The sequence below is a fragment of the Achromobacter veterisilvae genome (assembly GCF_037619525.1).
Classification (GTDB): Bacteria; Pseudomonadota; Gammaproteobacteria; order Burkholderiales; family Burkholderiaceae_B; genus Achromobacter; species Achromobacter veterisilvae.
In genome coordinates this window covers 5994993-6020753 of record NZ_CP148753.1, presented here as the reverse complement: position 1 = coordinate 6020753, position 25761 = coordinate 5994993, and the positions used below count along the sequence as shown (strand labels likewise).

Below are 25761 nucleotides of genomic sequence, written 5' to 3'. Positions count from 1 at the left end.
TGCCGCCCATGACCGCCGTTACCCGTATCGCCCGCAGCCACCCCGATGAATTGATCGTGGGCCTGGTGTCCGTTTCCGACCGCGCCTCGGCCGGCGCCTACCAGGACCAGGGCCTGCCCGCGCTGCGGGAATGGCTGGGCGGCGCGCTGGCATCGCCGTGGCTGGCGGTCGACCGCCTGATTCCCGACGAGCCCGCCCGCATCTCCGAGACGCTGATCGAACTGGTGGACGGCTGCGGCTGCGACCTGGTCCTGACCACCGGCGGCACCGGCCCCGCGCGGCGCGACGTCACGCCGGAGGCGACCCTGGCCGTCGGCACCAAGGAAATGCCCGGCTTCGGCGAACAGATGCGCCAGATCAGCCTGCGCTTCGTGCCCACGGCCATTCTGTCCCGCCAGGTGGCCGTCATCCGCGAAACCGCGGACCACGCCGCGCTCATCGTGAACCTGCCCGGCCAGCCGAAATCCATCCGCGAAACGTTGGAAGGGCTGAAAGGAGAGGACGGAGCCGTCCTGGTGCCGGGCATTTTCGCCGCCATTCCCTACTGCATCGACCTGATCGGCGGCCCCTACGCCGAGACCCGCCCGGAAGTCATCGCGGCTTTCCGCCCGAAGTCGGCCCGCCGGCAGTAGCGCCGGCACGCCCCGGCGCTGCGCTATAGTTGGCCGCGCTTTCCTCAATTTCCACCCGTTCGAGAGTTCCATCGCCATGAAGGTCCGTACCGCCCTGTCCCTCACCGTTTTGGCCGCCCTGACGGCCTGCGCCAGCGTCAAAGACGTGCGCGACCGCGACCCCGTCTTCTACGGGTCGACCCAGCGCTCGGCCGAGGACTACACGAATTGCGTGGCGGAATCCTGGAAGAACATGGGCGTCCGGTTCGAGCGGAAGGCCGTGCGCAACGGCTTTGAACTCATCCAGTCGGACAGCCTGGGCGTGGAGGCCGTGCTGACGACCACCCACTGGAAGGGCAAGACGGAAACGCGCCTGTCCACGCGCATCGCCCGCCGCGACCAAAGCATCATCGAGCCCGCGAACCTGTGCCTGTAAGCGCCATGTTCCGCCGCCGCGACGTACTGCGGCTGGGCCTGGCCGCGGCCGCCGCCGGCCTGGGGCTGCCCGTCCGAGCCCAGCAGGAAGGCTACCTCACCCGCAAGCTCAATTTTCCCGTTCCCGGCGGCGTCGCGGTCCTGGGCCTGGGCGACGCGGAACGCGCCCCGGAAGTGACGTTCCAGGGGCGGCGCGTGCTGGTCGTGCGCGAAGAGGGCAGGCAGTGGATCGCCGTGGTCGGCATTCCGCTGAGCGCGAAGCCGGGCGAACAGCAGGTATCGGTCGGCGATGGGCAGGGCCGGCGCAAGCTGTCCTTCAGGGTCGGGGCCAAGGAATACGCGGCCCAGCGCATCACGCTGAAGAACCAGCGCCAGGTCGAGCCGAATCCGGACGACATGAAGCGCATCGAACGCGAAATGGCCGAGCAAAGCGCGGCCAACCGCGGCTACCGCGCCGGGGTCATCCCCAGCAACCTGCTGCTGGACCGCCCGGTCGACGGCGGCCGCCTGTCCAGCCCATTCGGGCTGCGGCGCTTTTTCAACGGACAGGAACGCAATCCGCATTCGGGGCTGGACTTCGCCGTGCCGGCGGGCACGCCCATCAAGGCGCCGGCGGCCGGCACGGTCGTGCTGGTGGGGGATTATTTCTTCAATGGCAAGACGGTGTTCCTGGACCATGGCCAGGGTTTCGTCAGCATGTTCTGCCACATGTCGGCCATCGACGTGAAGGTCGGCGACGAGGTGCCGCGCGGCGGCGTGGTGGGGAAGGTGGGCGCCACGGGGCGGGCGACCGGCCCGCATCTGCACTGGAACGTCAGCCTGAACGACGCCCGCGTCGACCCGGCCATCTTCATCGGGGCATTCAAGCCCTGAATCCGGCGCGGGATCGCGCCCTACGCGGGCGCGGCCTGCAGCGCGATCCGGCGCAGCACGTGCTGGTGCATGCGCTCGGCATAGTCCATCTGCTGGCGCACGCGGAGGTGCTGGGCTTCCTGGTCGTCCAGGCAGTTGTCGTACTTGGTCTTGGCCTCGGCGTACGTCAGGCCGGTATTGCGCAGGCTGTTGATGAACGCCTCGCGCGACTGGTGGAGCAGGCGCAGGCCTTCCTCGCCCTTCACGAATCGCCTTCGCGCCAGGGCAAGCTCGTCAGCGGCCGCTTGCAACTCTTCTGTCAGATCCATCTTGCATCTTGCGCGTCCCGCCGGGTGTCGCGCCTGGCGGGGATCGCCATTCGTCCATGAACAGGCGTTCCACGCATTACGGCACGCCGCCGCGCGGGCTTAAGGCTCGCGAGCAGGGCTGGGGAGCCGGCGCGCGCCGGCCCTGAAGCCCAGGCTCAGCGGCGGTACTGCTGGGGGCGATGCGCGGCGGGGGCGCGTTCGTCCTTGTGGCGGAAGTTGATGCGGCCCTTGGTCAGGTCGTACGGCGACATTTCCAGGGTGACGCGATCGCCCGCCAGGATGCGGATGCGGTGCTTGCGGATGCGGCCGGAGGCGTAGGCGCCGACTTCGATGCCGTTGTCCAGCTTTACGCGGTAGCGGCTATCGGGCAGCACTTCGTCAACGATGCCATCCAATTCGATGAGTTCTTCTTTAGCCATTTTCTACTCCTATCAATACGCGCAGCCATGCCGGCGGCATGGCTCGCCGCGCGGGCGGCAAGCGCGTTGGACTCAAATAACCAGGTCCAGCGGTTTGAACGTAAAACGTCCGGGCAGGCGCGGGTGAGGGCCACGGCATCCCAAGCGGATGTCTGAAATGACGGATACTCGCGCCGCGAGGGCAATGTGCGCGCGATGCGCGGCTCGGTCGCGGCGGCGTGCCATTGCTATGCGCGCGTCGCCGGAAGAAGCGGGGTGGAGCGGTTGTTGCAGTGCCGGATGGCGCCGCACTTGATGCGGCGGCGCCTCTGGCGGCGAAGGGTTCCGTCCTGAAATGCCGGACGCGTCCTGTGCGGGCCTCGCGGTATTGCCCAGAGGCGGTACAGGTTGGCGACTCAGAGTGACCGAAGCCCGGTTTTCGCGGAGAAATCACGGACTTATGTTACTGCAAAGCGCAATGATTAGCCAGTATTTATCTGCCGTTGCGCCGTGATAGTTGCTACGGAACGACTCCGGGGCCGCGGAATCCGGCCCCGGTATCGGGGGGCGGGAATTCAGGCTATGGCCCGCGAACTGTGCTCGGGCGTTTCCTCGAACGCCCCGGCGTGCTGCGGCAGCGTGTCGGTGATGTCGAACCAGGGCGCCTTGTTGGCCACGTGGCAATGCGCGGCCGGCTTCACGCCCGGGTCGTCGTCCAGCGCGCCCAGCGGCAGGCCGTAGACGTCGGGGGTCTGGTCGAAGCGGCTCAGCAGGGGCGTGCCGCAGGCTTCGCAGAAGCCGCGGTAGCTGCCCGGCGACGAGCTGTACCAGGTGACGTGGTTTTCTCCCCGCGTCCAGGCGAAGTCCTTGGACTGGACAGTGGCCCGGCTGCGGAACGCGGCGCCATGCGACTTTCGGCACATCGTGCAATGGCAGTTGAGGGCGTTGGTGAGCGGGCCGGCGATTTCGTACGCAATGCGGCCGCACAGGCAGGAACCTTTGATCATGATGAACGCCTGTCTGGTGGGGAATAGCCTCAATATACCCGCCGGCGAGCCGGCGAGGCGCCCGCATTTATGACGAAGGTCTTTCAGCGCATTGCGGCGTCCCTAATTTCCGTCAAATCATTCGATCCCCAGGTCATCGTGCTGTCATGCCGCCAAAACAGAATGCGGCAATGACCAAACCCAAGGGGATCCCACGATGACGTACGCCATCGAAGTACAAGGGCTGAGCAAAAGCTTCCACCCGGGCGCCAAGGCGCTGGACGGCGTGGACCTGCTGGTGGCCGACGGCGAGATGGTCGCCCTGCTGGGCGCCTCCGGCTCGGGCAAGTCCACGCTGCTGCGCCATCTGGCGGGCTTCGTCGCCGGCGACGCGGGCAGCGTGGCCGTCAACGGCCAGGCGATCCAGCGCAACGGCCGCCTGAGCCGCAACGTGCGCGGCGCGCGGGCCGGCATCGGCTTCGTGTTCCAGCAGTTCAACCTGGTGGGCCGCCTGCCCGTCATCACCAACGTCCTCACCGGCCTGCTCCCGCGCGTGCCGCTGTGGCGCAGCCTGGCCCGCTGGTTCCTGCGCGCCGAAGTGCGCCAGGGCCTGGACGCGCTTGCCCAGGTTGGTATAGACGACTACGCATTTCAGCGCGCCTCCACATTGTCCGGCGGCCAGCAGCAGCGCGCGGCCATCGCCCGCACCCTGGTGCAGAACGCCCGCGTCATCCTGGCCGACGAGCCGATCGCGTCGCTGGACCCCGAGTCGTCGCGCCGCGTGATGGACACGCTGGCCCAGATCAACCGCAGCCGCAAGGTGGCGGTGGTGGTGTCCTTGCACCAGGTCGACGTCGCCCTGCGCTACTGCCCCCGCGTGGTAGCCCTGCGCCAGGGAAAAGTGGTCTATGACGGCCCCTCGGCGGCCCTGACCCCGTCCATGCTGCGCGAGCTGTATGGCGCCGACCTGGGCGAACTCCTTCCCGAATACGCGCCGCAGGCGCCGGCCGTCGCGCCGCTGTCCCGGCTGGCGCGCGCCGCCTGATTCCTTGCCCCTTTCCTTCCCGGAGCCGTCCATGCTACGCAGAACCTTTTTCACCCTGATCGCCGCCGCCGCCCTGTCCTCGCAGGTTCACGCCCAGGACGCCAAGACGCTGAACTTCGGCATCATCTCGACGGAATCGTCGAGCAACCTGAAGTCGGTCTGGCAACCCGTCATCGACGACCTGAGCCGCGCCATCGGCGCGCCGGTCAAGCCCTTCTTCGCGTCGGACTACGCCGGCATCATCGAAGGCATGCGCTTCAACAAGGTGCAACTGGGCTGGTTCGGCAACAAGTCGGCCATCGAAGCCGTGGACCGCGCCCAGGGCGAAGTGTTCGCCTCCGTCATCGACAAGGACGGCAACCCCGGCTACTGGTCGCTGCTGATCGTCAACAAGGACAGCAACCTGAAGACGCTGGACGACGTTCTGAAGAACGGCGGCAAGCTGAGCTACGGCGCCGGCGATCCCAACTCCACGTCGGGCACCGCCGTGCCGGGCTACTACCTGTGGGCCGCCAACAAGATCGAGCCCAAGACCTTCTTCAAGACGGTGCGCGCCAGCAACCACGAAGCCAACCTGCTGTCGGTCATCAACAAGCAGGTGGACGTGGCCGTCAACAACACCGAGGCGCTGGAGCGCTACCGCCTGAACACGGGCAAGGACGCCAACGACAGCGTGCGCGTGCTGTGGAAGTCGCCGCTGATCCCGGCGGACCCGCTGGTCATGCGCACCGACCTGCCGGCCGACCTGAAGGTCCGAATCCGCGACTTCTTCATCAACTACGGCAAGGGCAAGGACGCCGAACGCGAACTGGCCAACCTGAAAGCGCTGACCTACCAGGGCTTCCGCGCCTCGGACAACCAGCAACTGGTTCCCATCCGCCAGATCGAGCTGGCGCGCGAGAAGGCCAAGGTCGAAGCCGATTCGACCCTGGGCCAGGCCGAAAAGCAGAAGCAGTTGGCCGAGCTGGACGGCAAGCTGGCCAGCCTGGGCCAGCCGGCCGCCAAGCAGTAAACGCCGCCCGGACGCCGGCGCGCCGTCTGGCGCGCCGGCGTCCGCGCAACCGAAAATCCCTACGCCGATCGCCAGTTCCCATGAACCCAGCCATGCAGACCTCCCGTCTTCCTTCCGCACCGCGCTCGTCGCTGCCGGTCCTACTCGTCTGGGCCGTCGTGCTGGCGTTGCTCGTCATGTCGTGGACAGGGGCGGACATGCGGCCCCTGGACCTGCTGCGCGATTCGGGCAACATGGCCCAGTTCGCGGCGGACTTCTTCCCGCCGAACTTCCGCGACTGGCGCATGTACCTCGATGAAATGATCGTGACCGTGCAGATCGCGGTCTGGGGCACGTTCCTGGCCATCGTGGTGGCGGTGCCCCTGGGGTTGCTGTGTTCGTCGAACATGGTGCCGGCCTGGGTCTACCAGCCCATGCGGCGGCTGATGGACGCCTGCCGCGCCATCAACGAGATGGTGTTCGCCATGCTGTTCATCGTGGCGGTGGGCCTGGGCCCGTTCGCCGGCGTGCTGGCGCTGTGGGTGCACACCACCGGCGTGCTCGCCAAGCTGTTCTCGGAAGCCGTCGAGGCGATCGATCCGCGCCCGGTCGAAGGGGTGCGCGCCACCGGCGCCAACGCGCTGGAAGAAATCGTCTACGGCGTGATCCCGCAGGTGCTTCCCCTGTGGATCTCGTATTCGCTGTACCGCTTCGAGTCGAACGTGCGCTCGGCGTCCGTGGTGGGGATCGTGGGCGCCGGCGGCATCGGGACCGTGCTGTGGGAGATCATCCGCAGCTTCCGCTACGCGGAAACCTGCGCGGTCATGATCATCATCGTCGCCTTCGTCGTGGCGATCGACATGGTGTCCTCGCGGATCCGCAGCGCGCTGATCTAGGGCCTGTCCAGCGCCTGGAACGCCGGCAGCGCCAGCAGGCCGGCCAGGCGCGCGGCATGCACGTCGGCGTCCGACACCGCGGGGCGGGGCATCAGGAAATTCACGGTGCCCAGACAGGCCCCGCCGTACACCACCGGCACGTTGATGACGGACCGCAGCCCCAGTTCGCGGATGGCGCCGTGGTCGTCGAAGAATTCGCGGATGGCGTCCTCGCCTTCGCCCACGAAGACGCGCCGCTCCTGCAGGACGTGGCGGCCCCAGGCGGTGCCGGCCTTGTCCTTGCTGCCGCCGGGCGGGTAGGCGACGGGATTCGAGCTGTACAGCCGCAGGACGCGCATGGCGCCGGCGTCGTACCGGTTGATGGTGCACAGGGCGTGCGCCAAGGTGGCGTGCGCGTAGGCGTCGATGGCCAGGAAGGCCGCCGCCGCGTCGGCGGCGGCGTAGGCCTGGGCGATGGCCTGCACCCCGGCCAGCGCCGGGGTCGGGGACGATGCTGCGGTCATTCGGCCGTGATTCCCAGTTCTTTGATCAGCTTGCCGTATTTGTCGGCGTCGCGCGCCAGGATCTGGCCGAACTGTTCGGGCGTGGTCTCGGTCAGCAGCACGCCCATGTCGGCCATCTTCTTGATGACGTCGGGGCGCTTGAGGATCAGGTTGATCTCGCGGTTCAGCCTGGCGGTCAGTTCGGGCGGCATGCCGGCCGGGCCGAAGGCGCCGTACCAGACTGACAATTCATAGCCGGGCAGCGTTTCCGCGACCGTGGGCACGTCCGGCAGCAAGGGCGAGCGCGCTTCCTCGGTGACGGCCAGCAACTTGAGCTTGCCGCTCTGCACGTGCGGCAGCGTCTGTGTGCCGGCGCTGAACAGCACCTGCGTGCGGCCGGCCACCGTGTCCATCACCGCCGGCGCGCCGCCGCGGTAGGGAATGTGCGTCATCTTCACGCCGGCGGCTTTTTCGAACAGCGCGGCGCTGAGATGGTTGGTGGAGCCCTGGCCCGCCGAAGCGTAGGTCACGGTGTCCGGATGCGCCTTCAGGTAGGCGATGAATTCCTTCAGGTTGGCGGCCGGCACGGACGGGTGCACCACCATGGTGTTGGTGACCAGCGCGAGTTCCGCGATGGGCGTGAAGTCCTTCACGCCATCGAACGGCATGCTGGAATAGAGCGCCTGGTTCATCGTGTGCGTGCTCATGGAGCCCACGAGCAGCGTGTAGCCGTCGGGCTTGGCGCGGGCGACGAAGGTCGTGCCGATATTGCCGGACGCGCCCGACCGGTTTTCCACGATGACGGACTGCCCGAGGGACTGGGTCAGCCCTTCGGACAGCACGCGCGCCAGGATGTCGGTGGAGCCGCCCGCCGCCCAGGGCACGATCAGGGTGATGGGCTTTTCGGGCCAGGCGGCCTGGGAAGCGGCGGGCGCGGCCAGCGCCAGGCCCAGCGCGCAGGCACGCAGCAGTCGTTTGAATCGCAAAGTCATGGTTGGTACCCCTTGTGCAAGTGCCGGTCTGTGCGCCGGCTGGAACGAAATGGATTCATCATCGCCCGGCGGCATACCCTTGCATGCCGCGCGGATTGGCGCCCGCGCGCAGCAGCAGGCCGCCGCCGGCGGCGGGCTCCCGGGTGCAGGCGCTGATGCGGCCTTCCGACCAGTCCGGGCCCGCCTTGACGTCGTGGCCGGCGGCGCGCAGCGCGTCCCGCGTGGCGGCGGGCATGCGGGACTCCACCGTCAGCCGGTTCAGCGTCTGCGAGCGGGGCCAGAACGATCCCGGGAAATGGTCGATGTGCCAGGAGGGCGCGTCGATGGCCTCCTGCAGGTTCATGCCCATGGCATGGCGCAGGAAGAACGCCACCGTCCACTGGTCCTGCTGGTCGCCGCCGGGCGTGCCGAAGGCCATGTAGGGCTGGCCGTCGCGCAATGCCAGGCCCGGCGACAGGGTGGTGCAGGGACGCTTGCCGGGCTGCAACTGCCCGGGCACGCCGTCGTCCAGCCAGGTCATCTGCAGGCGGGTGGTCAGCGGGAAACCGAGACCGGGCACGACGGGGCTGGACGACAGCCAGCCGCCCGACGGCGTGGCCGCCACCATGTTGCCGTCGCGGTCGATGACGTCGATCTGGCAGGTGTCCCCCACGAACAGTTCGCGCGCGGCCCACTCCGAGACCGGCGGCAGCGCCGCGAAGGTGGGTTCGCCCACGCCGAAGCGGGTGTCGGAAGCGGCCAGGGTGCGGACGGCGGCGTCCAGGTCCGGCAGCCGGGGCGCGAGGCCGCCGGGGCTGCCGGGCTGCAGCACGCGGGACGCGAGTTCGCCGATGCCGGCCGCGCGCGAGCGCGCGTAGGCGTCGCTCAGCAGGTCCGCCAGCGGCACCTGCACGAAGTCCGGATCCCCGTACCAGGCGCAGCGGTCGGCGAACGCCAGCTTGGCCGCTTCGGCGATGCGGTGCACGAAGGCGGGCGACTGCGGGTCCAGGCCGTCCATGCCGAGGTGGCGCAGCATGGCCAGTTGCTGCAGGTGGACCGGGCCCTGCGACCACACGCCGCATTTGGCCACGGTGTAGCGCCCGTAATCCACGGTGAGGGGATCGTCGTAGGTGGCGCGCCAGTCGGCCAGGTCGGACTTGCGCAGCAGGCCGCGGTTGCGCTGGCCGGTCGTGTCGCGCACCGCTTCCCGGCTGTAGAAGGCGTCGATGCCGTCGGCCACGAAGCCCCGGTACCAGACGTCCAGCGCCGCGTCGATGCGGCCGCGGCGGTCGGCGCCGGCGGCATGCGCCTCGTCCAGGATACGGGTATAGGTGGCCGCGATGGCGGGCGTGCGGAACAGCGCGCCCGGGGCCGGCACCTGGCCGCCGGGCAGCCAGACGTCGCGCGAGCTGGTCCATTCCTGGCGGAACAGCGCCTGCACCGCCAGGATGGCCTGGGAGATGCGCGGCACCAGCGGAAAGCCGTTGCGCGCATAGTCGATGGCCGGGCGCAGCACGTCGGCCAGTTCCCAGGTGCCGTAGTCGCGCAGCAAGGTCAGCCAGGCGCCGAATGCGCCGGGCACCGTGGCCGGCAGCAGGCCGATGCCGGGCACCAGGTCCAGGCCCAGGTTCCGGAAATAGGCCGGCGTGGCGAGCGCCGGCGCGGGGCCCTGGCCGCACAGGGCGCGCATGCGCTGTTCACGTTCGCTCCAGAACAGGATGGGCACCTCGCCGCCGGGCCCGTTCAGGTGCGGTTCCACGATCTGCAGGGTGAAACCGCCCGCCACGGCGGCGTCGTAGGCGTTGCCGCCGCGCTCCAGCACGCCCATGGCCACTTGCGTGGCGAGCCAGTGGGTGGACGAAACCACGCCGAAGGTGCCGCATATTTCGGGGCGGGTGGTGAACGAGGCGCTCATGGGAGAGTTCCAGGCAACGGGATGCTTGCAGTATAGGATCGTGAAATAACTGGATTCATGTTTGTTGGCATAATTGAATAACCAACTGGTTATAGGGAAAGATCGTGAACTGGGATGCGGCCCGTCTCGCCAACCGCCTGAAGCACCGCCATCTGGCGTTGCTGATCGACATCGCCAGGCACGGGTCGCTCACGCGCGTGGCGGCGGCGGCCGGCATCAGCCAGCCGGCGGTCACCAAGGCGCTGGCGGAACTCGAGGACATCTTCGGGGCGCCGCTATTCGTGCGCACCGGGCGCGGCCTGCAGCCCACTTCCCTGGGCAGCCTGGCCCTGGTGCGCGCGCGCCACATGCTCAGCGACCTCGATCTGTGGGGGCGCGAAGTCGAGGCCCTGCATGCCGGCCGTTCGGCGCATCTGCACGTGGGCGTGGTGCCCTACGTGTCCAGCGCCCTGCTGACGGCGGCGATCAGCCGCCTGCACCAGCGCCACGGGGTGACGCTGAGCCTGCACCGCGCCACGACCGACCACCTCGTTCCCATGCTGCGCCAGCACGAACTGGATTGCATCATCAGCCGCGCCACGTCGACGGTGGCGCACGACGACCTGATCCACCGCGCGCTGTACCGCCAGCGGCCGCGGTTGATCGCGCATGGCCGGCTGGCCCAGCGGCTGGCGCGGCGTCGGCCGGACTGGGCGGCCGTGGCGGCGATGGACTGGGTGCTGCCCGCGGCCAACACGCCCACGCGGCAACTGATCGTGGAGCACTTCATCCGCGAGGAACTGAGTCCGCCGTCTCCCGTGCTGGAGGCCTACTCGACGGACGTGATCGAAGGCATGCTGACCATGAACGAAACCTTCGTTTCCGTGGTGCCCGAAGAGATCGCGCGCGAACTGTGCCAGCGCGGCAAGCTGGGGATGGTGCCCTGGGACTTCGGCTGGGAGCTGCCGCCCATCAACCTGATCCGGCGCAGGCGCGAGCAGCCGCTGGCGGCCGAGGCGCATTTTTCCGACATCCTGCTGGGCTTGTGCGGCGACGCGGCCGGTCCGGGCTGAACCGCGCCGCTCAAGCCTGTTCGCGCCAGGCGACGACCGGCCTGAGCTTCGCGCGCGCGATGTCCAGCAGCGCGGCGGCCGCGGTTTCCGGGGCGCCGTCGTTGTCGATCCGCAACGGCCGGCACCCCGGCGGCACCGGGAACGCCTGCGTGGCGCGCGACAGCCGCTGCGCGATCTGTTCCGCGCTTTCGCGTCCGCGGCCAGCCAGCCGGCGGGCGAGCACCGCGGGATCGACCGCGACCTCCACCGCCGTCAACGCCGGATAGCGCGCATGGGCCTGTTCCAGGTGCGCGCGCGAGCCGTTGACGATGACGGCCGCGCCGCGGGAAAGCCAGGCGTCGATTTCGATGCCGATGCCGTAGTGCAGGCCATGGCTGCGCCAGCGCAGCGCGAAGCAGCCCAGCGCGGCGCGGCGGAGGAACTCTTCGTCCGTCAGGCGCAGCGCGTCTTCGCTGTCGCCGCTGTCGCGCGTGATGTAGCGGTGCGCCACCAGCACGGGTTCGCCGCCGCGCAGGCAGGCGCGCAACAGGCGCAGGAGCGTGTCCTTGCCGCTGCCCGAGGCGCCCATCAGGTAGATCAGGCGCGCGCCGTCGGCGGGGGCGGGGGCGTTCATGCCGCCGCCGGCCCTTGCAGGTAGGCGGCGCCCGCGGCGTCCACGCAGGCGCCGTCGAAATGGTAGTGCCGCGCCGCGACGAAATCCGCGCCCGGCGCGGCCTGCACGTAGACGCTGACGCCGGGCACGGCCATGGCCTGCCCGCGCAGCGGGTCGGCGAAGGCCGCGATGCCTGCCCGCGCTTGCGCCAGCGCGTCGCCTTCCAGCTTGCCCGTCAGCGTGATGTGGAAGGTGTAGGTGTCGAACACATAGGGATAGCCCCAGCGCGCCAGCATGGCCTGCTGCGCGGGCGTGAGCGACTGCGGCCGGCGGCGCGCGGTTTCCTCGGGCGTGGGCGGGGCGCGCAAGGGATCCAGGTCGCGCACGGCCGCGTCGGCCAGGGCCTGGATGCGGGCCCGGCCCGGTTCGTCCGCGTCGGCGATGCGCCAAGCCAGGAAGCCGCGCAGCGGTTCGCATTCCAGTTCCAGCGCGAACGGGCTGCCGCCTTCGGCCAGCCGGCGCGCGGCCGCGTCCACTTCCAGGGGGCTCGCGCCCTCGCGCAGGCGGAAGGGCGGCTTCAGGGTCGCATGCAGGCCGTAGTGGCGCGGGGCCCGCGTCCATTCGTGCGAGCATTCGGCCTGCCCCGGCAGCGGCGGCAGCGCCTCGCCGGTGTCGGCGCAGCGGCCCAGCCAGCGGCTGCCGTGTTCGCGCCAGGGGCCGGTGGGGGCGAGGTACAGGGCGTAGCGGTGGGCAAGGGCCATGGTCACCCCTCAGGCCGCCATGCGCTGGTCGCGGCCGTCGCCGAAGGCGCGGCTGGCGTAGCGCAGTTCACCGCCGACGATCGCCGCGCAGACGCGGGGCAGCCCCGGCACCTGGTCGTCCACCACGATCGCGTCGGCGATCAGGCCCGGCGCCAGCGCGCCGCGGTCCTGGAGGCCGGCGGCGCGCGCCGGATTCAGCGACACCAGGTCCCAGGCCCGCGCCAGCGGCAGCACGCCGTCGGCGGCCAGCTTCAGGGCGGCGGCGAGCGGGGCGGGGTAGTAGTAGTCGGAGGTCAGCACGTCGCACAGGCCCGCGCGGACCATTTCGGCGGCGCTGGGCGCGCCGGTGTGGCTGCCGCCGCGCACCACGTTGGGCGCGCCGAAGACCACGGAATTCCCCAGGTCGCGCGCGACGCCGGCGGCATCGCGGGTCAGCGGAAATTCCGCCACGCCGCAACCCAGTTGATGGTAGTAGCGGCGCGTGGCGGCGTCGGGGTCGTCGTGCGACGCCACCCTCAGGCCGGCTTCCCGCGCGCAGGCGGTCAGTTCGCGCATGGCGTCGGCCACGCAGTCCGCCGCCGCCATCGCGGCCCGGATGCGGTCCTGGAAGACGTCGAGGTCGCATTCCGCGCGGTTGGCGTACTGCATGAGCTTGCGCTCGTCGCCCAGGCGCCGCGCCATGCTGGGCAGGTGGTCGTTCAGCGCCAGGAAGCGCACGCGGCCGTCGCGTATCCATTGCCGCGCGACGTCCAGCCCGCCCACGTGATGCGTCTCGAAACGCAGGTGCACGTAGTGCCGCGCGCCCATGAGGGGGCGCATGCTTTCCAGGGCGTCGAACATGCGCTGGGCGTAGCTCTCGCCGCGCAATCCGCCTTCCCAGGACAGCGTGACGCCGTGGAATTCGGTGGTGATGCCGTTGGCCAGCAACTGGCGGTCCACGTCGGACAGCGCGCCTTCGTAGGGGAAGGTCACGCTGGGCCGCGGCATGATGGCCCGCTCGAAGGCGTCGCCATGCAGGTCCACGATGCCCGGAAGCACCAGCAGGTCTCCGGCGTCGAACCAGGAGGCGCCCCGCGCGGCGGGAGCGGCCGAGTCGTCGATCAGGCCGCCATGGAAGCGCAGGCTGGCGTGTTGGACGCCGCGCGGCGTCAGAATGCGCTGGCCTGTGACACCGGCCAGGGGCGAGGGGGCGTGTGTGCGTGTATTCATGATGCGACCTTAGCGGGGTTGCATTACAACCAGATGTCTAGATGAGTTCGACGGATTGCGGCGATTGCGAAAGGCCGCCGCGCCATGGCGGCGGGCGGCCGGGCTCCTGCGCCGGCCTCAGCCGTCGTCCGCCACCATCAGTTGCACCAGGTCGCCCACGAAACGGGCGATGCTGTATTGCAGCGGAGCGCCCTCCTGGTCCACGTTCAAGGCTTCGATCTGGAGGATGGGGCGGGTCTTGGGCTGGCCCAGCAGCCGGGCGGTTTCGGGCGAGGGCAGGACGGCGGTGATGCGCGACCACTTCCGGGTGTAGTCGCCGATGCCGTAGTGGGCATAGACCTTGGAGATGGAGCGCAGCGCCGCCAGCCGCTGCGCGAAATCGGGGAAACGCTTTTCGTCGAAGTAGTGTTCCGAGGTGCTGATGGGGCGGTTCTCGGCCTTGCCCACGATCTGCACGCGCAATAGCGGCGCGCTGCGGGCAAGCCCCAGGTGCTTGGCGATATCGGCCGCGCGCAGCGACTGGCTGCCCAGCACCTCCTGGTGGCCCAGCATGCCCTGGCTGCGCAGGTTCTCGGAAAAGCGCGTGCGCTTGCCGATGGCGTAGTCGATGGCATGTTCCTGGACGAAGGTGCCGCGGCCCTGTTCGATCCTGACCAGCCCGCTTTGCTCAAGCTCGCCCATGGCGCGCCGGATGGTGTGGCGGTTGACCGAGAACCTGGCGGCCAGCTCGGGTTCGGAGGGAAGCTGTTCCCCCGCCGCATAGAGTTTGTTGCGGATGTCGTCCGCAAGCGATTCGCCGATTTGCCGCCAGACGGCGATGCCGGAACCTCTTTCAACCATAGGGTGCGCTCGTGCTGTCATATCCGCTCGTCAAGAATGGCCCCGATTGTGCCCGATGCCGCGGGCGCCGCAAAGGCGTCGCGCGCATGCCGCCGCTGTCATCAAAAATTCACGCCAGGCTGTTGAACTTGCCTTTCGAAGCGATCATACTCCATCCGGTCGTCTAGACGTTTAGAGGAAAAAATGGATCACCCACAGGCAGGACAGGATGCGGCCAGCGCCCGGCGCGCGGCCTGGATGCGCGTGTTGGCGCTGGCGGACCCCGGCGCGCTGGACGGCGCCTTCGGCGCATTGTCCGGCGTGCCCGGGCACCGGACGCTGCGGCCGGCCCAGACCGGCATGGCCATGGTGCGCGCCCGCAGCGGCGGCACGGGCGCCCGCTTCAACCTGGGCGAAATGACCGTGACACGTTGCGCGGTGACGATGGGCGAGGGCGTGGTCGGCGTGGCCTACGTGCAAGGCCGTTCGCTGCGCCACGCGGAACAGGCCGCGGTGGCCGACGCCCTGCTGCAGATGCCCGAGTGGCGCGAGACGGTGCAGGAGCGGCTCATCGCGCCGCTGGCGCGCCTGCATGCCGAAAAGGTCGAGCGCCAGGCCCGCGTGGCGGCGCAGACCAAGGTGGAATTCTTCACGATGGTGCGAGGCGAGGACTGACATGGAACGACAGACACTGGCCGCCGCGGCCTCGGGCCGGACGCTGCTTCCCGGCTTCGAGGATCCGGTCGGCGATGCGCAGGCCACATTCCGCGCCGCGCTGGACGCGCTGGCCCATCCGGGCCGCATCTGCGAAATCCTGGCCGGCAGCGGCGTGCCGGAGGGCCTGTCGCCCGCCATGGCCGCCTTGCTGCTGACGCTGGTGGACGTGGACACGCCGCTGTGGCTGCCCGAATCCGCCAGCGCCGAAACGCTCGCCTTCCTGCGCTTCCATTGCGCCTGCCCCATTGTGCCGTCGCCGTCCCTGGCCCGCTTCGCCGCGGTGCCGGCCGGCTTCGCCGCGCCCGCGCTGTCGTCCTGCCATCAGGGCGACCCCGCCTATCCCGATCAATCGACCACCTTGCTGATCGAGGTCGAATCGCTGGACGCGGGGCCGCAAGCCGTCCTGAGCGGTCCGGGCATCCAGACGCGGCAGACCTTGGCCGCCGCCGGCCTGCCGGAGGGGTTCTGGCGCGAATGGCGCATCAACCATCAACGGTTTCCGCTGGGCGTCGACGTGTTCCTGACGCAGGGCCGGCGGATTTGCGGGCTGCCGCGCAGCACGCGCCTGGAGAACTGACATGTACGTAGCCGTGAAAGGGGGCGAACGCGCCATCCTCAATTCCTACCGCATGCTGGACGACTACCGCCGAGGCGACCGCGAGGTGCCCGAGCTGGAGCTGGACCAGATCCGCGAACAAATGCCGCTGGCCGTGTCCCGCGTCATGGCCGAAGGCTCGCTCTACGATCCGCAACTGGCGGCGCTGGCGCTCAAGCAGGCGGCCGGCGACGTGATCGAGGCCGTGTTCCTGCTGCGCGCCTATCGCACGACCCTGTCGCGCTATGGGTACACGCAGCCGATCGACACGGGCCGCATGCGCCTGCGGCGCCGGATCTCGTCCACCTTCAAGGACGTGCCCGGCGGCCAGATCCTGGGCCCGACCTACGACTACACCCAGCGCCTGCTGGACTTTTCGCTGCTGGCGCAGCGCGAGGCCGACGCCCTGCCTCCGGGCGAGGAGGCCCTGGACAGCGCCATGCCGCGCGTGACCGACCTGCTGGCGCAAGACGACCTGATCGACGCCGAGCCGGTGCCGGAAGGCGATCCCGAACCCTTCGACCTCACGCGGCAGCCGCTGGACTTTCCGGCGTCGCGCGCCGCGCGCCTGCAGAACCTGGCGCGCGCCGACGAAGGCTTCCTGCTGTTGATGGGCTATTCCACGCAGCGCGGCTACGGCAACACCCACCCCTTCGCGGCCGAGATCCGCTACGGCGCGCTGGAAGTGGAAATGCACATCGAGGAACTCGGCTTCGCCGTCACCGTGGGCGAGATCGAGGTCACCGAATGCCAGATGGTCAGCCAGTTCGCGGGCAACGCCGAGGAAGGCCCGAAGTTCACCCGGGGCTACGGGCTGACGTTCGGCTACGGCGAGCGCAAGTCCATGTCGATGGCGCTGGTGGACCGCGCCCTGAAGGCGGGCGAACTGGGCGAACGCGCCGATTCCCCGGCCAACGACCATGAATTCGTGCTGTACCACAGCGACAACGTCGAGGCGTCGGGCTTCGTGCAGCACTTGAAGCTGCCGCACTACGTGGACTTCCAGGCCAACCTGGAATTGCTGCGCCGGATGCGCGCCGAGCGGGCCGCGCCCGAGGCCGCGCACAACGAACTGATGGACGAGGCGGTTTCCCCATGACGACGCAACACGCAACGGTCGAACGCGACGACCACTACAACTTCGCCTACCTGGACGAATCCACCAAGCGCATGCTGCGCCGCGCCTTGCTCAAGGCCGTCGCCATTCCCGGCTACCAGGTGCCGTTCGGCAGCCGCGAAATGCCGCTGCCCTACGGCTGGGGCACGGGCGGCATCCAGGTCACCGCCGCCATCATCGGCGGCGGCGACGTGCTCAAGGTGATCGACCAGGGCTCGGACGACACCACCAACGCCATCAACATCCGGCGCTTCTTCGGCCGCGTCACGGGCGTGGCCACGACGGAATCCACGCGGGCGGCCACCATCGTGCAGACGCGCCACCGCATCCCCGAGACGCCCCTGGCGGCGGGACAGATCATGGTGTTCCAGGTGCCGATCCCCGAGCCGCTGCGCTGGCTCGAACCCAGCGAGACCGAGACGCGCACCATGCACGCGCTGGCCGAATACGGCGGCATGCACGTCAAGCTGTACGAAGACATCGCGCAGCACGGCCACATCGCCACCACCTACGACTACCCCGTCATCGTGAACGACCGCTACATGATGCGGCCCTCGCCGATCCCCAAGTTCGACAACCCCAAGCTGGACGGCAGCCCCGCGCTGATGCTGTTCGGCGCGGGCCGCGAAAAGCGGGTCTACGCGGTGCCGCCATACACCCGCGTGAAGAGCCTGGACTTCGAAGACCACCCCTTCCGGGTGGAGACCTGGACCCAGTGCTGCGACCTTTGCGGTTCGCGCGACAGCTACCTGGACGAGATCATCCTGGACGACGCGGGCACGCGCCGCTACGTCTGCTCGGACACCGAATACTGCAACAACCGCCAGGCGCCGCGGCGCCCGGACCGCTCCCTGGACGAGGCCGCCGCATGAACGCCCAACCTTTGCTTTCCGTGCGGAACATGACGCGCACCTGGGACGGCGTGCACGGCTGCCGCGACGTCAGTTTCGACCTTTATCCCGGCGAAGTGCTGTGCGTGGTCGGCGAGTCCGGCTCGGGCAAGAGCACGCTGCTGTCGGCGGTCTCGTACCAGACCCGGCCGGACGCGGGCAGCGTCTGGTACGACACCCGCGACCAGGGCTTCACCGACCTGGCCGCGCTGCCGGGCGCGCGCCTGCGCCTGCTGTCGCGCACTGATTGGGGCTTCGTGCGGCAGAACGCCCGCGACGGCCTGCGCATGCAGGTCAGCGCGGGCGCCAACATCGCGGAACGCCTGATGGCCGTCGGCGACCGGCACTACGGCGAACTGCGCCGGGTGGCGGGCAACTGGCTGCACAAGATGGAGATCGACGCGGGCCGGCTGGACGACACGCCCGTGTCGTTTTCCGGCGGCATGCAGCAGCGCCTGCAGATCGCCCGCAACCTGGTGACGCATCCCCGCCTGGTGTTCATGGACGAGCCCACCGCGTCGCTCGACGTGTCGGTGCAGGCGCGCCTGCTGGACCTGCTGCGCCAACTGGTGACCGACCTGGGCCTGGCCGCCATCGTCGTGACGCATGACCTGGCCGTCGCGCGCCTGCTGGCGCACCGCACCCTGGTCATGCGCGGCGGCGAGGTCGTGGAAAGCGGGCTGACCGACCAGATCCTCGACGACCCGCAGCATCCCTACACCCAATTGCTGGTGTCCTCCATTTTGCAGAGCTGACGATGAGCGCAACGATACCCATGATCGAGGTGCGGAGCCTCGGAAAGATGTTCACCCTGCATAACCAGGGCGGCATGCGCCTGCCGGTGCTCGACGCGGTCGACTTCGACGCCTCGGCCGGCGACTGCCTCGTGCTCGCCGGGCCGTCGGGCACCGGCAAGAGCACGCTGCTGCGCTGCCTCTACGGCAACTACCTCGCCACCGAAGGCAGCATCCGCGTGCGGTCCGGGGACCAGTGGGTCGAACTGGTGGGCGCTCCCGAGCAGCGCATCCTGGCCTTGCGCCGGGACACGATCGGCTACGTCAGCCAGTTCCTGCGGGTGATTCCGCGGGTGGCCGCGCTGGACGTGGTGGCCGAGCCGCTGCGCGCGGCCGGCGTGGACCCGGAAGCGGCCCGCGGCCGGGCCGCCGCGCTGCTGCAGCGCCTGAACGTGCCCGCCCGGCTGTGGGGGCTGGCCCCGGCCACTTTTTCCGGCGGCGAACAGCAGCGGGTGAACATCGCGCGCGGCTTCATCGCCCGCCATCCCATCCTGCTGCTGGACGAACCCACCGCGTCGCTGGACGCCGACAACCGCCAGGTGGTGATCGAGCTGATCCGCGAGGCCCGCGCCGAGGGCCGCTGCTTGCTGGGCATCTTCCACGACGCCGAGGTCCGCGACGCCGTCGCCACCCAGACCCTGGAACTGCGCCCCGCGCTGGCGGCCGCGGCCGAACTGGAGCAATGAGCATGCAAAGCACCTACCTCACCCATGCCCGCGTAGTGATGCCCGACCGCGTCCTGGAGGACAGCGCCGTGCTGATCGACGACGGCCGCATCGTCGCCATCGAGCCGGCCGGCGCGCGCGCCGGCCGCGAGATCGACCTGGGCGGCCAGACCCTGCTGCCGGGGCTGGTCGACCTGCATTGCGACGCGATCGAAAAAGAGGCCGAGCCGCGTTCGCGCGTGCTCTTCCCGCTGGACTTCGCGGTGGCCCAGGTGGACCGCCGCAATGCCGCCGCGGGCATCACCACGCCGTATCACGCACTGTCGTTCGCCAATAGCGAATGGGGCGTGCGCAACAACCAGACGGCGGCGGAAGTGGTGCGCACGGTGCGCGCCTTCCGCCGGCACAGCCTGGTCGACAACCGCGTGCATTGCCGCTACGAAGTCACCGACGCCACCTCGGTGGACGTGCTGCGCGCCCTGATGGACGAGGGCGCGGTGGACCTGCTGTCGGTGATGGACCATTCGCCGGGCCAGGGGCAGTTCAAGACCCTGGAGTCCTACTTGCAGTACATGATGGGCAACCACGCCATGAGCCGCGAGCAGGCCGAAGAGGCCGCGCAGGCCAAGACCCACGCCCGGGACGGCGCGGTGGCGCGGGTGGAGGCGCTGCTGTCTCACGCCCGGGCGCTGGGCATCCCCACCGCCAGCCATGACGACGACTCGATCCACCGGATCGCCACCATGCGCAACCTGGGCGTGGCGATGAGCGAGTTCCCCATCACGCTGGATACCGCGCGCGCCGCAGTGTCTTGCGGGCTGCCCACCATCCTGGGCGCGCCCAACGTGCTGCGCGGGCAGAGCCAGAGCGGCTCCATGCGCGCCATCGACGCCGTCCGCGCGGGCGTGGCGAGCTGCCTGTGCTCGGACTACCAGCCTTCCGCGCTGATCGCCGCGGCCTTCGCGGTGGCGGCGCAGACCGACCTGACGCTGCCGCAGGCGGCCGCGCTGGTCACCCTGAATCCGGCGCAGGCCTGCGGCCTGTCGGACCGCGGCCGCATCGCGCCCGGCCTGCGCGCCGACCTGGTGGCGGTGGCGCAAGTGGGCGGGCAGCCCCTGGTCAGCCATACCTGGTCGGCCGGCCGGCTGGTATTCTCGACGCACTATCCGCCCATGCGCGCGAGCGAGCCCCGGCTGGCCGAGCCGCAAGGCCTGGCGGCCTGAGGCCGCTCCTGGAGAGATGCGATGAGTTCCATCGTGACCGCCGTGGCGCGCAGCGCGGCGCATTCGTTCAGCAAGCCGGTCGTGCCGGCCATCGTGCTGCTGAAGGGGCTGGGCGTGGAGGGCGACGCCCATCTCGGCGTTACCGTCAGGCACCGCTCCCGCGTCAAGGCCGATCCGACGCAGCCCAATCTGCGGCAGGTGCACCTGATCCACGGCGAGCTGCACGACGAGCTTCAGCTTGCCGGCTTCAACGTGGCGGAAGGCACGATGGGCGAGAACATCACCACCCGCGGCATCGACCTGCTGGGCCTGCCGCGGGGCGCCAGGCTGCATATCGGCGAGGGCGCGGTCGTGGAGATCACCGGTCTGCGCAATCCCTGCGCGCAATTGGACAACTACCAGAAGGGCCTGACCGCCGCCGTGCTGGGCCGCCATCCCGACGGCAGCCTGATGCGCCGGGCGGGCGTGATGGGCATTGTGATCGAGGGCGGCGAGGTGCGCGCGGGCGATTCCATCCGTGTCGCGCTGCCCGCCTTGCCGCATCTGCCGCTGGAGCGTGTCTGAAACATCTCGGACGGAGACGGACGCGGCGCCGCGCATCTGGTTAAATGGCGGCAAGAACGCTGCCGCATTTCCCGCGGACGGCGACCCCATTTTCCGGAGCGCTCGATGGCACGATTCAATTTCACCCAGGATCCCGAAGAACCCGATCTGTGGGCGGCCGAAAACGTCGCCGTGGGCGAGGGGCGTCCGCCTATCCACGTCATGATCCAGACCGATGGCGAGGAACCCTCGAGCGGCGCTTCCAAGGTGGTCAAGGCCATCATCGACAACCTCGACGAGCAAATCGTCGCCGCCGCCGATTTCCTGCTCGACAACTATTCCTACGAACACTACAAGAAGCTCGGGCTGGAAGACAGCCAGTTGCTGCCGGAGGAAACCGCCGAGGCCATGGCGGAAAAGGCCGTGCTGCGGGCCTTGTGGCTGTTCGACGAGGACGGCGACGGCTACGAACTGTGGTTCACGCTGCCTTGGGATCCAGTGCACACGTACGACGTCGAATTCGAGGACGGCGCGCCGGTCTCCTGCTCGGTGAACGACTGACGCCGTCCGGCAGGCCCTAGCGGACCAGCTCGAACCGCGTCGCCTGGGCCTGGCCCAGCGAATCGTCGTAGCGGTACCGCAGCTTCAGGGGCTTGCCCTTGCGCACGGCGCGGGCGCCGGCGTTCTCCAGCACCACGTCGATCTCCCGGTCGAGGAATTCGGTGCAATCGGTATCGGCGCGGGCGCCTTCGGGAATGTCCGCGCTGCTGACCTTCAGCCTGAACATCAGTTGCGTGATCTCCGTGCCGTCGACGCGGTACTGGCGCATTTGTTCCGGCAGGTTGGCCACGGTGCCGCCCAGGTCGCAGGATATGCGCGTCCAGGCATGCGAGGCGGGTGCGGCGGCCATCAGCGCGAGGGCCGCCAGGGTGCAGCGCAGGCGTGTGGAGATCATGGCTTGCGAAGGGCGCGGGGCGATCGCGCGCCGCGCCGGTATGTCGGGCAAAGGGCTTATATGTTGCTCCCGGCGGTGGTGCCGGTCAAGCCGGGCCGGCCCCAGGAAATCGGGCCTTGCGGCCCGCTTCCTGCCTACGCCCGCTGGCTCGCGGGCTGGACGGCGGGGGGCTCGTCGGGCGCGATGGACGCGGCTTGCGCGCCGGGCGCTTCCTGCTTGCCTTCCAGCTTGGAGATGACGGCGGTGGCCAGGCTGTTGCCCACCACGTTGGTGGCCGTGCGGCCCATGTCGAAGAACTGGTCGATGCCCATGATCAGCAGCAGGCCGGCTTCCGGAAGATGGAACATCGGCAGCGTCGCGGCGACGACGACCAGCGACGCGCGCGCCACGCCGGCCATGCCCTTGCTGGTCACCATCAGCACCAGCAGCAGCGTCAGTTGCTGCGTGAAGCTCATCTCGATGTTGTAGGCCTGCGCGATGAACAGCACCGCGAAGGACTGGTACATCATCGAGCCGTCCAGGTTGAAGGAATAGCCCAGCGGCAGGACGAAGCCCGAAATGCGCTTGGGCACGCCGAAGCGCGTGAGCGCCTCGATGGTCTTGGGATAGGCCGATTCGCTGCTGGCCGTCGAGAAGGCCAGCAGCGTGGGTTCCTTGATCAGGCCGCCCAGCCGGATGGCGGACTTGCCCAGGAACAGGTAGCCGACCGAGAAAAGAACCGCCCACAGCAGCGCCAGGCCCAGGTAGAACTCGCCTATCAGCTTGCCGTAGCTGACCAGCACGCCCAGCCCTTCGGTCGTGATGGCGGCGGCCATGGCCGCGAACACGCCCAGCGGCGCGAAGCGCATGACGTAGTCGGTGACCCGGAACATGATCTTCGCAAGCTCGTCGATCATGTTGTAGAGGGTGTCGTGGCCCTTGCCGCGGATGAACGACAGCGCCGCGCCGAAGAACAGCGAGAACACCAGGATCTGCAGGATTTCGTTGGTGGCCATCGCCTCGGCGATGCTGCGGGGGAACACGTGGGCGATGAAGGCCTTGAGCGTGAAATCGCCCGTCTTCAGGCCGGAGGTGGCGCCGGCGTCCGGCAGCGCCATGTTCAGGTGCGCGCCCGGCTGGAACAGGTTGACCAGCGCCAGCCCCAGCAGCAGCGAAATGGCCGAGGCGGCGATGAACCAGATCATCGCGCGCATGCCGATGCGGCCCACGGCGCTGGCGTCGCTCATGCTGGCCAGGCCGGTCACCAGGGTGGCGAACACCAGCGGGGCGATGATCATCTTGATCATGCGCAGGAAAATGTCGGTGACGAGGCTGAAATACGAGGCGATCTGCGCGGCCTCTTGCGGGTTCTGCGCGTGGTTGTTGCAGAAGTAGCCCACCACGATGCCCAGCACCATGGCGATGCCGATGTAACGCGTCAGCTTCTTAGTGTTCATGATCAAAACGGAAAACGGCGGCCCCATGCCTGGCCCCGCGGGGGGGCCGGGTCCGCCGGCATGGGGCGGGCTTGCGGGTCCAATGACAGACATGCCGGGGCGTCCCCCGCGGCTACGGGTTTACCCTTGGGGCGCGATGTTAACGCCGCAAACCTGACAGCCAGTTGTCAGCAATGCCAGGGCCGGCGCCGGCGCGCCCCGCGGACGCCCGGCAGGCGCGCCGGCCCCGGATTTGTATCAATTTGGAACCGCGGCGCGATCGTCCGCCGCCATGCCAGAATGGGCCGTCCGGTGACAAAAAAAGGAGACTAGGCAATGCTGAAACGCGAACTGTCCGTGCTGGCGTCCGGTTACACCTACCTGGAGGGGCTGCGCTGGCACGAGGACCGCCTGTGGGCGTCGGACTTCTATACCGAGCAGGTCATCGCCGTGGACCTGGACGGCAAGGTCGAACGGATCTGCCAGGTGCCGCAGCAGCCGTCCGGGCTGGGCTGGCTGCCGGACGGCCGCCTGCTCATCGCCTCCATGAAGGACCGCAAGCTCCTGCGCCGGGAACCGGACGGCTCGCTCGCCGTGCACGCCGACCTGTCCGCGCTGACGGGGGGACATATCAACGACATGGTGGTGGACGCGCAGGGCCGGGCCTATGTGGGCAATTTCGGCTTCGACCTGATGGGCGGCGCGCCCGTGCGCAATACGACGATCGTGCGGGTGGATCCCGACGGCGCCGCGCGGGTGGTGGCCGACGGGCTGTGTTTCCCCAACGGCTCCTTCATCACGCCGGACGGCAAGACCATGATCGTCAACGAAACCTTCGGCAACCGCATTTCCGAATTCGACATCCTGCCCGACGGGGGACTGGGGCCGCGCCGCGACTGGGCGGACTTCGGCGCGCTGCCGGACAGCGACGACCTGGGCGTCCTGATCGCCGCGTCGGCCATCGGACCCGACGGCGGCGCGCTGGACGCGGAAGGGGCGCTGTGGGTGGCCGACGCCATCGGCAAGCGCATCGTGCGCGTGGCGCGCGGCGGCAGGATACTTGAGCAGATCGACACCGGCGAATTCGGCATCTTCGCGGCCGCCCTGGGCGGCCCGGACGGCCGCAGCCTGTTCATGGCGGCGGCCCCGGACTTCATCGAGGCCAACCGCAGGGCCAGGCCCGAGGCGCGGATCCTGATGACGCGGGTGGACGTGCCGCACGCCGGCAGGCCGTAGCCGGAATTCGCCCGCCCCGCCGCGCCATCCCCCGTCCGGACGGAGGCGCCGGGGCGGTTTGCATCCTTCGGCGCAAGCCGAATGGCCTGGATACCGGCGGTTGCAAGACCTTTCGTCGAATCCCCCGTAAAATCACACCATTCAGCAGGACTTCAACCATCTTTCAATAGACAGTACCTAAGGAGGACCACTCATGGCCCTAGTCTCCATGCGCCAGTTGCTCGACCACGCCGCCGAGCACGGCTACGGCATCCCTGCTTTCAACGTCAACAACCTGGAGCAGGTCCAGGCCATCATGGAAGCCGCTGCGGAGACCGACAGCCCGGTGATCATGCAGGCCTCGGCCGGCGCGCGCAAGTACGCGGGCGAAGGCTTCCTGAAGTACCTGATCCAGGCCGCCGTGGAATCCTATCCGCACATCCCCGTGGTCATGCACCAGGACCACGGCCAGTCGCCCAAGGTCTGCCAGGGCGCCATCGACCTGGGCTTCTCCAGCGTCATGATGGACGGCTCGCTCAAGGAAGACGGCAAGACCATCGCCGACTACGACTACAACGTGGACGTGACCAAGAAGGTCGTGGACATCGCGCACAAGCTGGGCGTGACGGTCGAAGGCGAACTGGGCTGCCTGGGTTCGCTGGAAACCATGCAGGGCGACAAGGAAGACGGCCACGGCGCCGACGGCAAGCTGACCATGGACCAGTTGCTGACCGATCCCGAACAGGCGGCCGATTTCGTGCGCAAGACCCAACTGGACGCGCTGGCCATCGCCATCGGCACCAGCCACGGCGCCTACAAGTTCACGCGCAAGCCCACCGGCGACATCCTGTCGATCTCCCGCATCAAGGAAATCCACGCCCGCCTGCCCAACACCCACCTGGTGATGCACGGCAGCTCCAGCGTGCCGCAGGAACTGCTGGCCGAGATCCGCGAATTCGGCGGCAACATGAAGGAAACCTACGGCGTTCCCGTCGAGGAAATCCAGGAAGCCATCAAGTACGGCGTGCGCAAGATCAATATCGACACCGATATCCGCCTGGCCATGACCGGCGCGATCCGCCGCTTCTTCGCCGAAAACCCGGAAAAGTTCGACCCGCGCGAATACCTGAAGCCGGCCCGCGCCGCCGCCAAGGCCATCTGTGTCGCCCGCTACACGGAATTCGGCACCGCTGGCAACGCCAGCAAGATCAAGGCGCTGCCGCTGACCGACATCGCCGCGCAGTACGCCTCGGGCAAGCTGGCCCAGGTCGTCCAGTAAGCACCCGTC

The 25761-nt window shown here is 68.9% G+C and carries 30 protein-coding genes; 18 read left to right on the top strand and 12 right to left on the bottom strand.

Annotated elements, in window-relative coordinates; all coding sequences use genetic code 11:
- Positions 1–8: 8 nt before the first annotated feature.
- From mog to WHX56_RS28000, 3 genes are all read left to right on the top strand, one after another.
- Positions 9–632 (top strand): molybdopterin adenylyltransferase, encoded by a 624-nt coding sequence (mog, locus tag WHX56_RS28010; protein WP_338879576.1) that lies wholly within the window; start codon positions 9–11, stop codon positions 630–632.
- A gap of 76 nt (positions 633–708) precedes the next feature.
- Complete coding sequence (locus tag WHX56_RS28005) at positions 709–1047, top strand: hypothetical protein (RefSeq protein WP_129246122.1); 339 nt, start codon at positions 709–711, stop codon at positions 1045–1047.
- The gene (locus tag WHX56_RS28000) at positions 1038–1919 is read left to right on the top strand and encodes a peptidoglycan DD-metalloendopeptidase family protein (protein ID WP_422393627.1); all 882 of its coding nucleotides are present in this window, start codon (positions 1038–1040) and stop codon (positions 1917–1919) included. The genes WHX56_RS28005 and WHX56_RS28000 overlap by 10 nt, the downstream gene beginning before the upstream one ends.
- 20 nt (positions 1920–1939) lie before the next feature.
- Here the strand turns inward: WHX56_RS28000 and WHX56_RS27995 are convergent, their stop codons facing one another.
- The 3 genes from WHX56_RS27995 to WHX56_RS27985 form a co-directional block, all read right to left on the bottom strand.
- On the bottom strand, positions 1940–2227 hold the full coding sequence (locus tag WHX56_RS27995) for a hypothetical protein (RefSeq protein ID WP_338879574.1): 288 nt from the start codon (positions 2225–2227) through the stop codon (positions 1940–1942).
- 155 nt (positions 2228–2382) lie between these two features.
- A complete protein-coding gene (infA, locus tag WHX56_RS27990) occupies positions 2383–2646 on the bottom strand; it encodes a translation initiation factor IF-1 (RefSeq protein ID WP_062683195.1) in 264 nt (87 codons plus the stop codon).
- Positions 2647–3200: 554 nt separating this feature from the next.
- Positions 3201–3632, bottom strand: coding sequence for a GFA family protein (locus WHX56_RS27985; RefSeq protein ID WP_129246128.1), 432 nt, complete (start codon positions 3630–3632; stop codon positions 3201–3203).
- Between the two features lie 196 nt (positions 3633–3828).
- On the opposite strand from WHX56_RS27985, the gene phnC reads away from it, so the two are divergent.
- The 3 genes from phnC (at position 3829) to phnE (ending at position 6543) form a co-directional block, all read left to right on the top strand.
- Positions 3829–4656 carry a phosphonate ABC transporter ATP-binding protein gene (phnC, locus tag WHX56_RS27980; RefSeq protein ID WP_338879572.1) on the top strand — a complete coding sequence of 276 codons (828 nt, stop codon included), beginning with the start codon at positions 3829–3831 and terminating at the stop codon, positions 4654–4656.
- A gap of 31 nt (positions 4657–4687) precedes the next feature.
- Complete coding sequence (phnD, locus tag WHX56_RS27975; RefSeq protein ID WP_129246132.1) at positions 4688–5668, top strand: phosphonate ABC transporter substrate-binding protein; 981 nt, start codon at positions 4688–4690, stop codon at positions 5666–5668.
- Positions 5669–5748: 80 nt separating this feature from the next.
- Positions 5749–6543, top strand: coding sequence for a phosphonate ABC transporter, permease protein PhnE (gene phnE, locus WHX56_RS27970; protein ID WP_338879571.1), 795 nt, complete (start codon positions 5749–5751; stop codon positions 6541–6543).
- Here the strand turns inward: phnE and WHX56_RS27965 are convergent.
- From WHX56_RS27965 to WHX56_RS27955, 3 genes are read right to left on the bottom strand one after another with little or no spacing between them, the layout of a single operon-like run.
- Positions 6540–7046: a GAF domain-containing protein gene (locus WHX56_RS27965; protein WP_338879570.1), complete on the bottom strand. Its 507-nt coding sequence runs from the start codon at positions 7044–7046 to the stop codon at positions 6540–6542. The genes phnE and WHX56_RS27965 overlap by 4 nt on opposite strands.
- Positions 7043–8017, bottom strand: coding sequence for a Bug family tripartite tricarboxylate transporter substrate binding protein (locus tag WHX56_RS27960; protein ID WP_129246138.1), 975 nt, complete (start codon positions 8015–8017; stop codon positions 7043–7045). Before WHX56_RS27960 ends, WHX56_RS27965 begins: the two co-directional genes overlap by 4 nt.
- Positions 8018–8075: 58 nt before the next feature.
- Entirely contained in the window at positions 8076–9911 is a 1836-nt protein-coding gene (locus WHX56_RS27955; protein ID WP_338879569.1) for a gamma-glutamyltransferase family protein, read from the bottom strand.
- A gap of 104 nt (positions 9912–10015) precedes the next feature.
- Between WHX56_RS27955 and WHX56_RS27950 the strand changes: the two genes are divergently transcribed.
- Positions 10016–10963 (top strand): LysR family transcriptional regulator, encoded by a 948-nt coding sequence (locus WHX56_RS27950; RefSeq protein ID WP_338879568.1) that lies wholly within the window; start codon positions 10016–10018, stop codon positions 10961–10963.
- 10 nt (positions 10964–10973) lie between these two features.
- Here the strand turns inward: WHX56_RS27950 and phnN are convergent, their stop codons facing one another.
- The 4 genes from phnN to phnF form a co-directional block, all read right to left on the bottom strand.
- Positions 10974–11576 (bottom strand): phosphonate metabolism protein/1,5-bisphosphokinase (PRPP-forming) PhnN, encoded by a 603-nt coding sequence (gene phnN / locus WHX56_RS27945; protein WP_129246145.1) that lies wholly within the window; start codon positions 11574–11576, stop codon positions 10974–10976.
- Positions 11573–12316: a DUF1045 domain-containing protein gene (locus WHX56_RS27940; protein ID WP_338879567.1), complete on the bottom strand. Its 744-nt coding sequence runs from the start codon at positions 12314–12316 to the stop codon at positions 11573–11575. Before WHX56_RS27940 ends, phnN begins: the two co-directional genes overlap by 4 nt.
- 9 nt (positions 12317–12325) lie before the next feature.
- Positions 12326–13525 carry an alpha-D-ribose 1-methylphosphonate 5-triphosphate diphosphatase gene (locus WHX56_RS27935; RefSeq protein ID WP_129246149.1) on the bottom strand — a complete coding sequence of 400 codons (1200 nt, stop codon included), beginning with the start codon at positions 13523–13525 and terminating at the stop codon, positions 12326–12328.
- A 117-nt stretch (positions 13526–13642) separates the two neighbouring features.
- Entirely contained in the window at positions 13643–14365 is a 723-nt protein-coding gene (gene phnF, locus WHX56_RS27930; protein WP_287753393.1) for a phosphonate metabolism transcriptional regulator PhnF, read from the bottom strand.
- A gap of 183 nt (positions 14366–14548) precedes the next feature.
- Here phnF and phnG point away from each other — a divergent pair, with 183 nt between their 5' ends.
- The 9 genes from phnG (at position 14549) to WHX56_RS27885 (ending at position 21449) form a co-directional block, all read left to right on the top strand.
- Positions 14549–15019, top strand: a complete 471-nt coding sequence (gene phnG, locus WHX56_RS27925; protein ID WP_287753392.1) for a phosphonate C-P lyase system protein PhnG — start codon at positions 14549–14551, stop codon at positions 15017–15019.
- 1 nt (position 15020) lies between these two features.
- Positions 15021–15638 (top strand): phosphonate C-P lyase system protein PhnH, encoded by a 618-nt coding sequence (phnH, locus tag WHX56_RS27920; protein ID WP_287753390.1) that lies wholly within the window; start codon positions 15021–15023, stop codon positions 15636–15638.
- Between the two features lies 1 nt (position 15639).
- On the top strand, positions 15640–16755 hold the full coding sequence (locus tag WHX56_RS27915; protein ID WP_338879566.1) for a carbon-phosphorus lyase complex subunit PhnI: 1116 nt from the start codon (positions 15640–15642) through the stop codon (positions 16753–16755).
- Positions 16752–17645, top strand: coding sequence for an alpha-D-ribose 1-methylphosphonate 5-phosphate C-P-lyase PhnJ (locus WHX56_RS27910; RefSeq protein WP_338879565.1), 894 nt, complete (start codon positions 16752–16754; stop codon positions 17643–17645). Before WHX56_RS27915 ends, WHX56_RS27910 begins: the two co-directional genes overlap by 4 nt.
- Positions 17642–18418, top strand: a complete 777-nt coding sequence (gene phnK, locus WHX56_RS27905; RefSeq protein ID WP_129246162.1) for a phosphonate C-P lyase system protein PhnK — start codon at positions 17642–17644, stop codon at positions 18416–18418. The genes WHX56_RS27910 and phnK overlap by 4 nt, the downstream gene beginning before the upstream one ends.
- A gap of 2 nt (positions 18419–18420) precedes the next feature.
- Entirely contained in the window at positions 18421–19143 is a 723-nt protein-coding gene (gene phnL, locus WHX56_RS27900) for a phosphonate C-P lyase system protein PhnL (RefSeq protein WP_338879564.1), read from the top strand.
- A gap of 2 nt (positions 19144–19145) precedes the next feature.
- Positions 19146–20345 carry an alpha-D-ribose 1-methylphosphonate 5-triphosphate diphosphatase gene (locus tag WHX56_RS27895; RefSeq protein ID WP_338879563.1) on the top strand — a complete coding sequence of 400 codons (1200 nt, stop codon included), beginning with the start codon at positions 19146–19148 and terminating at the stop codon, positions 20343–20345.
- A gap of 21 nt (positions 20346–20366) precedes the next feature.
- Positions 20367–20909 carry an MOSC domain-containing protein gene (locus WHX56_RS27890; RefSeq protein WP_129246165.1) on the top strand — a complete coding sequence of 181 codons (543 nt, stop codon included), beginning with the start codon at positions 20367–20369 and terminating at the stop codon, positions 20907–20909.
- A gap of 105 nt (positions 20910–21014) precedes the next feature.
- Complete coding sequence (locus WHX56_RS27885; protein ID WP_129246166.1) at positions 21015–21449, top strand: hypothetical protein; 435 nt, start codon at positions 21015–21017, stop codon at positions 21447–21449.
- A gap of 16 nt (positions 21450–21465) precedes the next feature.
- On the opposite strand, the gene WHX56_RS27880 is transcribed toward WHX56_RS27885, so the two are convergent.
- Positions 21466–21843, bottom strand: coding sequence for a hypothetical protein (locus WHX56_RS27880; RefSeq protein ID WP_129246167.1), 378 nt, complete (start codon positions 21841–21843; stop codon positions 21466–21468).
- Positions 21844–21977: 134 nt separating this feature from the next.
- Positions 21978–23279, bottom strand: a complete 1302-nt coding sequence (locus tag WHX56_RS27875) for a dicarboxylate/amino acid:cation symporter (RefSeq protein WP_338879562.1) — start codon at positions 23277–23279, stop codon at positions 21978–21980.
- Between the two features lie 315 nt (positions 23280–23594).
- Here WHX56_RS27875 and WHX56_RS27870 point away from each other — a divergent pair, with 315 nt between their 5' ends.
- Together WHX56_RS27870 and fba are read left to right on the top strand one after the other, a co-directional pair.
- Positions 23595–24494 carry an SMP-30/gluconolactonase/LRE family protein gene (locus WHX56_RS27870; protein ID WP_338879561.1) on the top strand — a complete coding sequence of 300 codons (900 nt, stop codon included), beginning with the start codon at positions 23595–23597 and terminating at the stop codon, positions 24492–24494.
- Between the two features lie 193 nt (positions 24495–24687).
- On the top strand, positions 24688–25752 hold the full coding sequence (fba, locus tag WHX56_RS27865; RefSeq protein WP_129246169.1) for a class II fructose-bisphosphate aldolase: 1065 nt from the start codon (positions 24688–24690) through the stop codon (positions 25750–25752).
- Positions 25753–25761: the final 9 nt, after the last annotated feature.

What these genes read in the sequence shown, in the direction of transcription:
- mog (WP_338879576.1), top strand. Translation starts at nt 9, where the DNA reads ATGACCGCCGTTACCCGTATCGCCCGCAGCCACCCCGATGAATTGATC.
- WHX56_RS28005 (WP_129246122.1), top strand. Translation starts at nt 709, where the DNA reads ATGAAGGTCCGTACCGCCCTGTCCCTCACCGTTTTGGCCGCCCTGACG.
- WHX56_RS27995 (WP_338879574.1), bottom strand. Translation starts at nt 2,227, where the DNA reads ATGGATCTGACAGAAGAGTTGCAAGCGGCCGCTGACGAGCTTGCCCTG.
- infA (WP_062683195.1), bottom strand. Translation starts at nt 2,646, where the DNA reads ATGGCTAAAGAAGAACTCATCGAATTGGATGGCATCGTTGACGAAGTG.
- WHX56_RS27985 (WP_129246128.1), bottom strand. Translation starts at nt 3,632, where the DNA reads ATGATCAAAGGTTCCTGCCTGTGCGGCCGCATTGCGTACGAAATCGCC.
- phnC (WP_338879572.1), top strand. Translation starts at nt 3,829, where the DNA reads ATGACGTACGCCATCGAAGTACAAGGGCTGAGCAAAAGCTTCCACCCG.
- phnD (WP_129246132.1), top strand. Translation starts at nt 4,688, where the DNA reads ATGCTACGCAGAACCTTTTTCACCCTGATCGCCGCCGCCGCCCTGTCC.
- phnE (WP_338879571.1), top strand. Translation starts at nt 5,749, where the DNA reads ATGAACCCAGCCATGCAGACCTCCCGTCTTCCTTCCGCACCGCGCTCG.
- WHX56_RS27965 (WP_338879570.1), bottom strand. Translation starts at nt 7,046, where the DNA reads ATGACCGCAGCATCGTCCCCGACCCCGGCGCTGGCCGGGGTGCAGGCC.
- WHX56_RS27960 (WP_129246138.1), bottom strand. Translation starts at nt 8,017, where the DNA reads ATGACTTTGCGATTCAAACGACTGCTGCGTGCCTGCGCGCTGGGCCTG.
- WHX56_RS27955 (WP_338879569.1), bottom strand. Translation starts at nt 9,911, where the DNA reads ATGAGCGCCTCGTTCACCACCCGCCCCGAAATATGCGGCACCTTCGGC.
- phnN (WP_129246145.1), bottom strand. Translation starts at nt 11,576, where the DNA reads ATGAACGCCCCCGCCCCCGCCGACGGCGCGCGCCTGATCTACCTGATG.
- WHX56_RS27940 (WP_338879567.1), bottom strand. Translation starts at nt 12,316, where the DNA reads ATGGCCCTTGCCCACCGCTACGCCCTGTACCTCGCCCCCACCGGCCCC.
- WHX56_RS27935 (WP_129246149.1), bottom strand. Translation starts at nt 13,525, where the DNA reads ATGAATACACGCACACACGCCCCCTCGCCCCTGGCCGGTGTCACAGGC.
- phnF (WP_287753393.1), bottom strand. Translation starts at nt 14,365, where the DNA reads ATGGTTGAAAGAGGTTCCGGCATCGCCGTCTGGCGGCAAATCGGCGAA.
- phnG (WP_287753392.1), top strand. Translation starts at nt 14,549, where the DNA reads ATGGATCACCCACAGGCAGGACAGGATGCGGCCAGCGCCCGGCGCGCG.
- phnH (WP_287753390.1), top strand. Translation starts at nt 15,021, where the DNA reads ATGGAACGACAGACACTGGCCGCCGCGGCCTCGGGCCGGACGCTGCTT.
- WHX56_RS27915 (WP_338879566.1), top strand. Translation starts at nt 15,640, where the DNA reads ATGTACGTAGCCGTGAAAGGGGGCGAACGCGCCATCCTCAATTCCTAC.
- WHX56_RS27910 (WP_338879565.1), top strand. Translation starts at nt 16,752, where the DNA reads ATGACGACGCAACACGCAACGGTCGAACGCGACGACCACTACAACTTC.
- phnK (WP_129246162.1), top strand. Translation starts at nt 17,642, where the DNA reads ATGAACGCCCAACCTTTGCTTTCCGTGCGGAACATGACGCGCACCTGG.
- phnL (WP_338879564.1), top strand. Translation starts at nt 18,421, where the DNA reads ATGAGCGCAACGATACCCATGATCGAGGTGCGGAGCCTCGGAAAGATG.
- WHX56_RS27895 (WP_338879563.1), top strand. Translation starts at nt 19,146, where the DNA reads ATGCAAAGCACCTACCTCACCCATGCCCGCGTAGTGATGCCCGACCGC.
- WHX56_RS27890 (WP_129246165.1), top strand. Translation starts at nt 20,367, where the DNA reads ATGAGTTCCATCGTGACCGCCGTGGCGCGCAGCGCGGCGCATTCGTTC.
- WHX56_RS27885 (WP_129246166.1), top strand. Translation starts at nt 21,015, where the DNA reads ATGGCACGATTCAATTTCACCCAGGATCCCGAAGAACCCGATCTGTGG.
- WHX56_RS27880 (WP_129246167.1), bottom strand. Translation starts at nt 21,843, where the DNA reads ATGATCTCCACACGCCTGCGCTGCACCCTGGCGGCCCTCGCGCTGATG.
- WHX56_RS27875 (WP_338879562.1), bottom strand. Translation starts at nt 23,279, where the DNA reads ATGAACACTAAGAAGCTGACGCGTTACATCGGCATCGCCATGGTGCTG.
- WHX56_RS27870 (WP_338879561.1), top strand. Translation starts at nt 23,595, where the DNA reads ATGCTGAAACGCGAACTGTCCGTGCTGGCGTCCGGTTACACCTACCTG.
- fba (WP_129246169.1), top strand. Translation starts at nt 24,688, where the DNA reads ATGGCCCTAGTCTCCATGCGCCAGTTGCTCGACCACGCCGCCGAGCAC.